Source organism: Pseudoalteromonas sp. UBA6610 (assembly GCF_002433295.1).
GTDB lineage: Bacteria > Pseudomonadota > Gammaproteobacteria > Enterobacterales > Alteromonadaceae > Pseudoalteromonas > Pseudoalteromonas atlantica.
Window position 1 is genome coordinate 26,840 of the sequence record NZ_DJHW01000111.1, and the last position, 12,159, is coordinate 38,998.

At 39.7% G+C, this 12,159-nt stretch carries 8 protein-coding genes; 6 read left to right on the forward strand and 2 right to left on the reverse strand.

The genetic code is table 11. The features are described 5' to 3' along the window. The first annotated feature begins 172 nt into the window (after positions 1-172). Positions 173-1,036 (forward strand): ABC transporter ATP-binding protein, encoded by an 864-nt coding sequence (locus B4F91_RS14775; protein WP_286938523.1) that lies wholly within the window; start codon positions 173-175, stop codon positions 1,034-1,036. Next, positions 1,030-4,185: a M1 family aminopeptidase gene (locus B4F91_RS14780; protein WP_286938524.1), complete on the forward strand. Its 3,156-nt coding sequence runs from the start codon at positions 1,030-1,032 to the stop codon at positions 4,183-4,185. Before B4F91_RS14775 ends, B4F91_RS14780 begins: the two co-directional genes overlap by 7 nt. 54 nt (positions 4,186-4,239) lie before the next feature. Here the strand turns inward: B4F91_RS14780 and B4F91_RS14785 are convergent, their stop codons facing one another. After that, positions 4,240-4,731, reverse strand: a complete 492-nt coding sequence (locus B4F91_RS14785) for an ankyrin repeat domain-containing protein (RefSeq protein ID WP_286938525.1) — start codon at positions 4,729-4,731, stop codon at positions 4,240-4,242. A 67-nt stretch (positions 4,732-4,798) separates the two neighbouring features. After that, positions 4,799-6,337: a catalase gene (locus B4F91_RS14790; RefSeq protein ID WP_004587093.1), complete on the reverse strand. Its 1,539-nt coding sequence runs from the start codon at positions 6,335-6,337 to the stop codon at positions 4,799-4,801. Positions 6,338-6,710: 373 nt separating this feature from the next. On the opposite strand from B4F91_RS14790, the gene B4F91_RS14795 reads away from it, so the two are divergent. The 4 genes from B4F91_RS14795 to B4F91_RS14810 all read left to right on the forward strand — a co-directional run bounded on the left by B4F91_RS14795 (position 6,711) and on the right by B4F91_RS14810 (position 11,966). Beyond that, positions 6,711-7,382 carry an HAD family hydrolase gene (locus tag B4F91_RS14795; protein ID WP_055255470.1) on the forward strand — a complete coding sequence of 224 codons (672 nt, stop codon included), beginning with the start codon at positions 6,711-6,713 and terminating at the stop codon, positions 7,380-7,382. 382 nt (positions 7,383-7,764) lie between these two features. Beyond that, a complete protein-coding gene (locus B4F91_RS14800; protein WP_286938527.1) occupies positions 7,765-9,486 on the forward strand; it encodes a purine-cytosine permease family protein in 1,722 nt (573 codons plus the stop codon). 36 nt (positions 9,487-9,522) lie between these two features. After that, entirely contained in the window at positions 9,523-11,046 is a 1,524-nt protein-coding gene (locus B4F91_RS14805) for a mannitol dehydrogenase family protein (RefSeq protein WP_286938529.1), read from the forward strand. Between the two features lie 2 nt (positions 11,047-11,048). Next, a complete protein-coding gene (locus B4F91_RS14810; RefSeq protein ID WP_024032786.1) occupies positions 11,049-11,966 on the forward strand; it encodes a carbohydrate kinase family protein in 918 nt (305 codons plus the stop codon). Positions 11,967-12,159 lie beyond the last annotated feature (193 nt).

Below are 12,159 nucleotides of genomic sequence, written 5' to 3' on the forward strand. Positions count from 1 at the left end.
TGAATATTCCAAGTATGCCTAGGCTTCTTATTTTTATGATGAAAGTACATATTTAAATGATCAACGTCACTTTTTCGTTTTCATCATTTATTTCAATGCGTTAACCATTACATGTTCGCTTGTTTCAACTTGATTTCTTAAGCTGGTGTTATATCAACTAAGGATGAAACTAATGCTTACATTGAAAAATATCAACAAAAAATACGTAGATGGTACGCAAGCTTTGAATGATGTGACGATCACTCTACCCGCCGGTATGGTAGGACTACTTGGGCCAAATGGCGCGGGTAAATCAACCCTTATGCGCACAATTGCGTGTTTACAAAATGCAGACTCCGGATACATTAATTTTAATGGCCTTGATGTGATTAGCCAACCAGGTGCACTTCGTTCGCAACTAGGTTATCTACCACAATATTTTGGCGTATATCCCAATATGAGTTGTCGAGCGTTACTTGAGCATATCGCAGTGTTAAAAGGTATAGATGGTAATACACGTAAAAACCAAATTAATAGTTTACTTGAACTGACTAATTTGACTCAGTTTGCTAATAAGAAGCTTGTTAATTTTTCGGGAGGAATGAAGCAACGTTTTGGCGTAGCTCAGGCTTTATTAGGAGACCCAAAGCTAATTATTATGGATGAACCCACCGCAGGACTTGATCCAATGGAACGAGAAAGTCTAAATAATTTGCTTGTAAGTATAAGCCAAAACAGATTGATACTGTTATCGACCCATATTGTTGAAGATATAGAAAGTTTATGTCACTACGCAGCCATTATAGACAAAGGAGCACTTATACAAAGCGGAGACGTAAAAGAGTTACTAACTACTTTAGACGGTAAGATATGGCAGCTTGAAAGCTTACCTACCGGCATACCAAATCAGCATGTATTAAGTAAGAGCTATCGCTATGGAAGATCTTCATTTCGTGTTTATGCAGATACGGCGCCTGCACAAAATGCGATAAACTCGCCCGCCACGCTTCAAGACAAGTACTTTTATTCACTCAATAAAGGAAATCAAACATGTTGATTTTTAATGAGTGGCGATATGCAGTGCGCCAACCACTTGTTTGGCTTTGTATAATTATCCCTTTAATATTTGCGATTATGTTGTCATATGGGTTTGCAACGGTTGAGGTTGATTCGTTAAAACAATTTAAGTTAAATATTACAATGCTACAAATGATGCAGTTACCTATGCTTGTGGGAGTATTGGCACCCGTTATATTTTTACGAGATCAACACGCGTCTATGCAGGAGCTTATTTCCGTTACGCAAGCTAGCTTATTTAAGCGCAGTTTAGCAAGGGTATGCATACTGATTTGCTTGGTTTTCATTATCAGCTTAAGCGCTATTTTAATAATGGCGTTCATGCATATAAGGCAATTAGGCTATATACCAAATACGGCTTCTTTTACTTTATTTAGTAGCTTTTTAGTATTGTTACCTAATAGCTGCTTGTTAGTTGTGATTGCTTTTTATATTTGCCATAAATCAGCAACTTCATTACCTAATTATGTTTTTTTTGCAGTGCTGTGGGTAGGCTATATAGTGCTTGCAAGTATTACCGGAAACCCAATGCTTGCTGGAAGCAGTATTATAAGCAATAGCTTTTATACATTATTTATTTGGCTTGACCCTTTTGCATACACCGGTGTAATAAACAGTTTAACTAATTCATTAGGAGCTTCGTTTGCCATCAATCGCGTTGTCGTGAGTTTGCTCGCTGTTGGTATTTTTTTGATTACTCTTAATCAAAATACAATTTTAAAGAATAAAAAAGCTAATAAAGGTCAAAGTACTAACGAATACATTCGTCATAACATGTTAGAACTCGCTGAATATAAAACAGCTAGGGTCATACAAAAACCATTTTTGATGATGGCCAGTTTATATAAAATTACACTGGTTAATTTGGTTTCACATCCTATAACGTTACTGATTATTCTTATTTGGCCAGTGATGGTTTTTAACAGTGTTGCCTCGTCGTCAGGGTATGTTGAACCAATGAGTGTTATGAGCACCACAAGTCTAGATGCGATTAGCTATTATGCATTTGATATGCAACTTTTAATTGGGACTTTATTGTTGGCTTTGTGGAGCTGGGAAGTAAGCTGTTTCGCCAAATACTATAATATAGCAGAGCTAATTGCTGCCACCCCCCTTAAAACATATTACTTTATAATCAGTCAGTTATTCGTATTAGGTACGATGATATTGGTTTTTTTATCAATGAGCTTGTTAGGTGCAAGTGCAGCTCAGTGGTTTTTACACAGTGCGTATCAATTGGAAGCACATTTGAGCATTTTATTTTTGATGTTTATTCCTCTTACCATCATTGCATGTGTATTTTTGTGCGTATTTAATTTATGTCGTTCGCAGCTTATTGCCGGTTTGCTAATTGGTGCTATTTTACTAATCAAATTCACACCAATAATGACTTATTTTGGTCTTACACATACATTGTGGAGTGTTGGTTGGACGCCTTTGCAAGCACCAGATAACTTTTGGGGTTATCGTGCAAGTATGAGTAGTTATTGGCCTTATATATCAGTTTGGTTAGTGGCGTGTATAAGTCTAGTTATAATTACGGGAGTTTTTAATCACCGAGGTACTGGGTTGAGCCGAAGAGTATTGGGGGTTAAACATTTTTGGTTATTCATTCCTCTGCTTATCACTGTGGCATTATTTACTCAATTGCATTTAAGACTAGTTGAAGAGAAGCCTTTAACCAACTCGCATAAGCGTGAGGCTTTTAAAGCACAGTACGAAAAGTCTTTTTCACAATGGCGCAATGTAGCACAGCCAAGAATTGTTCACATTGATGCAAATGTAGACTTTTACCCACAAAAGCAGCAGGCTCATTTTTCCTTAATATATACTTTAAAAAACACTCATCAAGAGTCTATTAAAGAGGTATTGATTGGGCGTGCAGGTTTTTATAAATGGGCTAATATTGAAATCGATGGCGCGCAAAGGGCTAAAAGCTTTCTCTTGCTTAATCAAGCTGTGTTTCAGTTTGAGAATGAAATGCAGCCAGGAGAAATACGTAAACTAGTTACACGGTTTTATGTTCATCAAGCTAAGCTTTGGCCAGTGAGAGGCCATCAGATAATAACCCCTGAATTTAGCTATATAAGATCAGTGCCTTTATTGCCCACTGTTGGCTATCAAGATAATTATGAATTAACCGATCCTATACTTCGGCAGCAACACGCACTTAAAGTGAAGCAGTCTATTAGACCCACGAAGCTATTTGCTAAAACGGCGAAAGCAAGTACTCATTACCAGTGGCTTACTATGTCTAGTAAAGTGAGTACAACAAGTGGTTATCAGGTTATAACCCAAGGAGAAGAAATATCACGTACCAGCAAAGATGACCGCGAAATATTTCATTTTGAGACTCGTACACCCATAAATGCAATCCCAGCTTGGGTGACGGTGCCTTACTCCCCTGTTACCAAGCAGCAAAATGGCGTGATGTTAAACGTGTTTGCTAAAGACAAAAATGAGCCTGCACGAGCAGATTCTATAGCTGTAAACCTTAGCGCAATGGGCGATACAATAAAATGGCTTAATAAGATAAGCCCTTATAGAGCAAAACAATTAAGTTTAATAGGCTCGCCTAGGCTTGGTGTAACAGGTTATGCACTGCCGCAGCTTATACTTATTGAAGACAGTGTTGGTTTTAGATCAAAGCCAAGTGCTAATGCAGGCTTTGATCAACGTTATCGCCGTGCAGTTCACGAAACTGCGCATCAATGGTTTGGACATGATATTGGTAATGGAGTATTTGCAGATAGCGCTTTTTTAGTGGAGTCTTTAGCAAAGTACATTGAGCTTGTTGTTATAGAGCAACGTTATGGGAAAAAGGCCATGCAAGCGCTTGTAGAGTATGAAACATCACGTTATCAGCAAAATGCTTTAATGAATATAAAGGAAAAGTTAGCCTTGGTTGATGCTACACAAGGTTTCGATCAATATTCTCGATCAACCATTGTCTTTGCCAAGTTACGAGCTGTTATTGGTGATAAACCTATTATTCGCGCGCTCAGGTCGATCTGGAAAAATAATAGTTACCCAAATAGGCCTGCTAACTCTATGGACTTTATACGCGCTTTAAAATTTGAAGCAGGGATAGAGCATGAAGCATTAATAAATAAACTTTTATTAGAATAAGTAAAAGTATTTAAGGTAAATGAAAGCCCATAGAGTAGGGCTTCTCATTTGAATCTATTTTTCATTATTTACCTGTGCTAATAAGTCGAGCACTTTTTGTTGGCCAAATTTTTGTGCAAATTGCTCGGCTGTTTGACCGGCTTTGTTTTGATGTGCGTTGTCGCAATCAAGGCCTACAAGTGTTTTAGCTATGCTAAATTCGCCTCTAAATATGGCGGCCATTAGGGCTGTGTTACCGCGGTTATCTTCAAGGCATGCATTAGCGCCTAGTTGCAATAAGGTGTTTACCGTATTTTTATTGCCATGGTAGGTGGCAATCATTAGCGCGGTGTAACCTTTGTTGTTGTAACTATTAATAGGAATGCCAGCATCTACAAATTGCGTTATTACGGCGGTGTCGTCGGTGCGTGCGGCTGCAAAGTAATAAGCAAGTAAGCTGTCGTATTGCGACTGGGCGGTGCTTTGTTCCGTTACAGGGCTTTGTGGCTCATTGGCAAAGCTTGAAAAGCTCATCACTAAAGTAAATATAATAAGTAATTTACGCATACTGTTTACCTTTTTAAAAAAGAGGAAAGCTAGGCTTTCCTCAATAACTTACAGGTTGGGTAAAATATTAAAGCTTAGCGGCTAGTTGCTTAACTTGTTTCATGTCGCCGTTTACAGCGTTAGTTAAGCGTGTACCGTATTCGCTATCTGCTTTGTAGAAGTGGCTAAGCATTTTGTGCATAACTTTGCTGTCTTTCACTTTGCCTAAATCGCCGGCTAAGTTGTTAACTAAGTTAGTGCGCTCTTGCTTGCTAAAGCTGCGGTAAAGTACACCCGCTTGAGCAAAGTTTTGCTGCTTTTTAATTGCGGCTTGTTGTACGTAGCCTTTAAGCTCTGTGTTACTTCTGCGTGCAATTGGGTTTTCTGCAACGTTTTCGTGACTTGGTTGGTAGTTCACGTTACTTGTTGTATTACCGTAGTTCATTGCGCCGTCTTGGTTGTAGTTAACCACTTCAACTTTTGCACGGTTAATTGGCAATTGCTGGTGGTTAGCACCTAAGCGGTACATTTGCGTATCAGCGTAAGAGAAAACACGCCCTTGTAATAGTCTGTCTTCAGATGGCTCAATACCCGGAATTACATTTGCCGGTGCCATAGCAACTTGTTCTGTAGATTGGAAGAAGTTAGTTGGCATACGGTTTAGGGTCATGGTGCCTACTTTAGTTTCTTTAACGTCTAACCACATTTTTGTTGCATCTAATGGGTTGTAGTCAAAGTCATCTAACTGCGACGGATCAAGGGTTTTAATGTATAGATCCCACTTAGGGAAGTTGCCTTTACCAATCTCGCTGTATAGGTCGCGTGTTAAGTGTTGGAAGTCTTTACCTTGCACTTCGTTTACTTCTTTAGCATCAAGGTTGTCTATACCTTGTTGGCTTACCCAATGAAACTTAACGTATTTAACATCGCCTGACTTATTAATCATTTTGTAAGCATGTACGCCCCAGCCGTCCATTTTACGTAGGCTTGCTGGTGTACCGTAGTCGCTGTATACCCACGTTAACATGTGAGTAGAACCTGGCTCGTATGAGAAAAAGTCAAAAAAGCGGTTAGGATCTTGAATGTTATCTACCGGTGATGGCTTTAACGAGTGAACCATGTCTGGAAATTTAATCGCATCGCGAATAAAGAATACCGGTAAGTTGTTACCTACTAAATCCCAGTTACCTTGGTCGGTGTAAAACTTAGTAGCAAAACCACGTGGGTCACGTAGTGTTTCTGGGCTACCTTTTGAGTGAATTACTGATGAAAAACGTACAAATACGTCAGTTTCTTTGCCCGCTTCTGCAAATGGCGCTGCAATTGTTAAATCATCTAACTCTTTAGACGCTACAAACACACCGTGTGCACCAGTACCACGCGCATGCACTACACGCTCAGGAATACGCTCACGTGCAAAACGTTGTAGCTTTTGAATTAGGTGTACGTCTTCAAGTAATACACTTCCGCGCTCACCTGCGGTAATAGAGTTTTGGTTGTCGCCAACAGCTGCGCCGTTGTCTTTAGTAAGGGTAGTTGCGGCACTTGCAGGTAATGCCATTGCTAAAGCTAATGCGCTTAGCGTTAACGTAGATTTATTATTAATCGTGTTTTTTTGAGTATTCATTGTCGACCTCATCTGTATAAAAGTGCCGGCAGTGTTGCTGGCTGTTTAACTGTTAACGAGTGTATTAACAAAAGTGAGTTCGGTAAAATTGATTGTCTAGATTGGAGTAATCACAAATTTAGATTGCTGTTTGCGTGCTGCCTTCTATTTTCTAAATAGCGGTTTTGCAATGTTCGACCTTAGTCGTAATTGCAATTTTGAAATCAATGAAAATACAGACAATTTCATATTTAATGAATAAATATTCACCACTGTGGTGCGTTTTTCACTAACAAGATGTTGACTTATTATAACAATAAAGAGAATATGCTCACCTGCTGGGCTTATGCTCAAGTTAAGGTTGCACCAAACTAGGTGCATAAAAAGGGGCAATATGAATACTAAAATAGAATTAGTTATTTTTGATTGTGATGGCGTTGTTATAGATAGCGAAATATTAAGCGCGCAAGTGTTAATAAACATGCTTGCAGAGATTGGCGTTAATATTGACAGAGCCTATGTACAACAATATTTTTTGGGCTGTAATTTTAAAACAGTCACCCAAAACTTATTCGATACCTTTAACGTGACCTTAGCTGAGAGCTTTGAAGCCGATTACCGAGAAGCACTATTAAACGAGTTCGAAACTGCATTAATGCCAACTAACGGCATTAAACACGTGCTAGAGCAATTATCTGTACCTTGCTGTATTGCAACAAGCAGTAGCCCTAAACGCACCGCTAAAGCGCTTAATGTGGTTAATTTATCGCAGCACTTTAATAAGGTATTTACCTCAAGTGAGGTAAAGAATGGTAAACCAGCGCCCGATTTATTTTTACATGCCGCTGAGCAAATGGGCGTGAAGCCACAAAATTGTTTAGTGATTGAAGATTCAAAAGCCGGCGTGTGCGCCGCACTTGCCGCCAATATGCAGGTTTTGCATTACAGCGGGGGTGGGCATATGCAAGATGCAGTGAACTTTGTTCACCAAGCTTACCCAGAGGTAGCGCATTTAACGCATTGGGATGACTTTTATAAGCAGTACCCAGCATTACAAACACAGTAATAGAATATCAACGTTGAGCTTTATTACACTGACAAAGCTTAACGTAAAAATGCATTAATTATTAATTAGTTATAGTAGTAGCATTATAAAAAGGCACGGTGATTTACTCACTATTAATTTAAATAAAAAACACTTATTTAAATTAATAGTTAACCTGAACTTTGGTTAAGAGATTTACTAACATATTAAATCAAAAGTGATATCTATGTTTATTTTCTCTAGCCAGAGATTTACAGTGAAAACAAGGCGAAATTACGCGTCAATAGCTAGCCTATTGCAAGTAAATTTAACGTAGTTAGCGCTGGAAATAGCTGCTTGAGATAGATTTATTATCCAGAGTTCAGGTTAGTTAGGGCTGTGCTTAAAACAATAGGAAAATACCATGGCATCAAGTCCACACACACAAACATTTAACGATGTTAACGAAGAGCAATTGCCCGTTGCTAATCATAAGCTTCATGGTTGGAAGCACTTTGCCGGTTTATACGCTGGTGAACACGTTGCTGCAACCGAGTTTGTTATTGGTGCAACCTTTGTTGCATTAGGGGCATCGACCATCGACATTTTATTAGGTTTATTAATTGGTAACCTATTAGCTATGTGTTCGTGGTGGTTAATTACCTCTCCAATTGCGGTAGAAACACGCTTAAGTTTATACAACTACCTAAATAAAATTGCGGGTAACTCAATGACCAAGCTCTATAACTGGGCAAACGTGGTCATATTTAGTGTGATATCCGCCGCCATGATCACGGTATCGGCAACCGCAGTGCGGTTTTTGTTTGATATACCCGCGCAACTCGATTGGTACCCTAACAGCTTAGCATTTGTGGCCATTGTTTTATCGGTTGGCTCTATTGTTGTATTTGTGGCTATGTATGGTTTTTCAACCGTTGCTGATTTTTCTAAAATTTGTGCGCCATGGTTATTTGTTATTTTTATAGCAGGCTCGTTTGCATTGTTCCCTGAGCTTTCTAATCATGTATTAGGAGTGACCACGCTAACAGGGTTTGATGACTTTATGGCGATAGGGGATTCTTCTATTTGGACCGGTACCACCGCTGATGGCGAAAAAGGTATTGGCTTATTAGAGGTTATTGGTTTTGCATGGGCTGCAAACTCTATTACCCACTTTGGCTTAATTGATATGGCAATTTTTAGATTTGCTAAACGCAAAAGCTACGGTTTGTTTTCAGGCGTAGGTATGTTTTTTGGCCATTATTTAGCATGGATATCGGCCGGTATTATGGGCGCAGGTGTTGCGGTATTACTTAAAACAACTATTTCATCACTTGACCCAGGTGACGTTGCTTACCACGCATTAGGCTGGACAGGCTTTGTTATTGTAATTATTGCGGGCTGGACTACAGCTAACGCTAACCTTTACCGTGCAGGCCTTGCAGCACAATCTATTTTTGTTGACCAATCGCGTGAGCGCACTACCGCAATTGTCGGTGTTGTAACCGTTATAATTGCGTGTTTCCCGTTTGTATTTTCGCAAATGTTACCGCTTTTAACTTACGCAGGCTTATTAGTAGTACCTGTAGGCGGCATTGTATTTGCCGAGCATGTTTTATTTCCTAAAATTGGTTTAACCCGTTACTGGGCTAAATACAAAAACATTACACGTAGCGTACCAGCCATTGCCTCTTGGGCATTAGCACTAGTGTTTGGCTTTGGTTTAAATGCGATTGATGTAATGTCATTTTACTACTTATTTATTCCTACTTGGGTTTTCACCATTGTTATTTACACGCTACTGGCTAAAAAATATGGCGCAGGTGAAGACTACAGCAAAGAAATTGCAGCAGAAGAGCAAGAGCAGCAAGACATTAAAGAGTACCAAGCAGGACTTGCAGAAAACGTTCAAGCTCCAGTTGTTGATAACTCAATGCTAACCAAAATGTTAAATGGCGTGTCGACTGTTTCGTTACTTATTATTTTTGGCTTTGCCAGCCAAGTAATGTTTTTTAGTGACAGCATGAGCATTTACGCAGGAAATAAATCTCAGTTTGAAATTGCATGTTTTATTTGCACCATTATTTATTTTGCAACCGCTTACTGGTCGCTATTGCGCCATAAAGCACTCAATACTGCATCTTAATTTAAATTTTTTATATTGTTTTAGTAAGGCCGCACCATGACGCAACACCAGCACACTGACGCTCTTGTTAAAGGGCTAAACCAACAAAGCTTGGCAGATATGCCAAGCCATGTAGATACACCAAACTACGACCGTAGTAAGCTAAAAGCGGGTATAGTTCATATTGGTGTGGGCGGCTTTCACCGTGCTCACCAAGCGGTGTACATTAACGAGCTATTAAAAACGCCAGGTGCTGAACAGTGGGGTATTTGTGGTGTTGGCTTATTAGAAGGTAACCGTGGTCTGCGCGATATTTTAAAGCAACAAGACTACCTTTACACGCTAACGGTAAGACACCCAAACGGGCAAATAGATAACAAAGTTATTGGCTCTATGATTGACTTTTTGTTTGCTCCAGAGGACAAGCAAGCGGTTATTAATAAGCTTGCGCACAGCGATACGCATATTGTGTCGTTAACCATTACCGAAGGCGGCTATAACTTTAACCCAGTAACGGGTGAGTTTGATTACTCAAACCCAGACATTATTAACGACATTAATAACCCGAACGACCCAATTACGGCGTTTGGCTACATTACTGCTGCGTTAAAGCTACGTAAAGAACAAGGCCTTGATGCGTTTACAGTACAGTCGTGCGATAACATTCAGCACAACGGTAATGTAACGCGTAAAATGCTACTTGCCTTTGCGGCCGAGCAAGACAAAGAGCTAAGCGAGTGGATTGCTACTAACGTAACTTTCCCAAATGCAATGGTTGACCGTATTACGCCAGTATCTAAAAAGAGCGATATCGACTACGTTGTTGATGCGTACGGTGTTAGCGATGAATGGCCAATTACCTGTGAGTCGTTTACTCAATGGGTAATTGAAGACTCATTTTGCTGCGGACGCCCAAATTGGGATAGCGTTGGCGCACAATTTGTAAGTGACGTAACACCTTTTGAGACCATGAAAATACGCTTATTAAATGCAGGCCATTCGGTACTGGGTTTATTAGGCTCTGTACATGGCTACGGCACAATTGACGAAACAGTATCAGATCCTTTATTTGCTAAGTACTTACGTGCGTTTATGGATAGAGAAGTAACGCCTAACCTAGAAAAATTAGAAGGCATTGATCTTGAAATCTACAAAGACACGCTAATTGAGCGCTTTGCTAATCCAAACATTAAAGACAGCTTATCGCGCATTTGTTCAGAAAGCGCAGCAAAGCTACCTAAGTTTTTAATTGCCACTATTAACGAAAATCTAGCCCATGGCCGTGATGTATCACTTGCGACCCTGGTTATTGCTGCATGGTGTTTTTACAGCGATAAAGGCGAAGATGAGCAAGGCAATAGGCTTGAAATAATCGATGCAATGCAAAGCGAGTTACATGAAGCCGCGGCTAAAACGGCGACTGATGACCTTGCATTTTTATCGCTAACTAGCTTATTTGGCGATTTAAACACGCAAAGTGCCTTTACGTCTCACTACAAAAACAATGTAGAAGCGTTATACGCACCGGCTAGCAAAATTAAAGCAATTATGAATAACGTGCTTGAGCCTAAAGGTAACTAATAATGAGCATTTTAATTGATTCTAAACAAGGTAAAGACGTAAGCGTAAGTTGCTTTGGCGAAGTACTATGGGATTGTTTTGCAAACGATAAACGCTTAGGCGGCGCGCCGCTTAACATGTGTGTGCGTATTAACTCACTGGGCATTAAAGCCGACATGATAAGCGCTGTAGGTAACGATGAACTCGGTACTGAGCTACTAGGCGAAATTAAAAGCAAAGGCGTAAGCTGCGAATACATTGGCGTTAATAACGACAAAAAAACCAGCACAGTACAAGTTACCTTAGATAAAAGCGGCTCAGCCAGCTACGAAATAGTTGCCGACACTGCGTGGGATAACATTGAGCTTACAGACTCACTTATTGAAAAAGTAAAAGCCAGTGATGTATTTGTATTTGGCAGCCTTATTGGCCGAAGCGAAGCCTCACTTGCCACATTAAACCAATTAGTTGATGTAGCTAACTTTAAAGTGTTTGACGTAAATTTACGTGCGCCACACTACACGTTAGACACATTAGTAGATTTAATGAATAAAGCCGACTTCATCAAATTGAACGATGAAGAGCTTTATGAAATTGCCAAAGCAATGGGCTGTAAGTTCCATTCACTTGAGCAAAACTTAGCGTTTATTGCACAGCAAACTAACACCGAATACTTATGTGTAACTAAAGGCAGCCACGGTGCACTACTAACCATAAAAGGCGAAAATTACTATAACTCAGGTTATTTAATTAGCGTTGTGGATACAGTAGGCGCGGGTGATTCGTTTTTAGGGTCGTTAATTTATCAGCTTTGTAGTAGCGATTGTGCACAACATGCTGTTGATTTTGCGTGTGCAGTAGGTGCTATGGTGGCCGAAAGTGCCGGTGCTACACCTACACTGACTCATGAACAAATTAACGAGTTTATGAGCCCAGCGTAACGTAAAAAATCACAGTTACACCCAATCATTGTGTGTGTAAGCGGCTTTACTTTTATAGTAAAGCCGCTTTTTTTTGCTTTAATTTTTATTAATGAAGCCGTTTAGATTAAGTGTTGAGCAAGGTGCATAAAAAGTAACTCAAATAGGGTCTGTTGACCTTTGCAGTTTGAAATTTGTTCAAACTAGGGGCGGT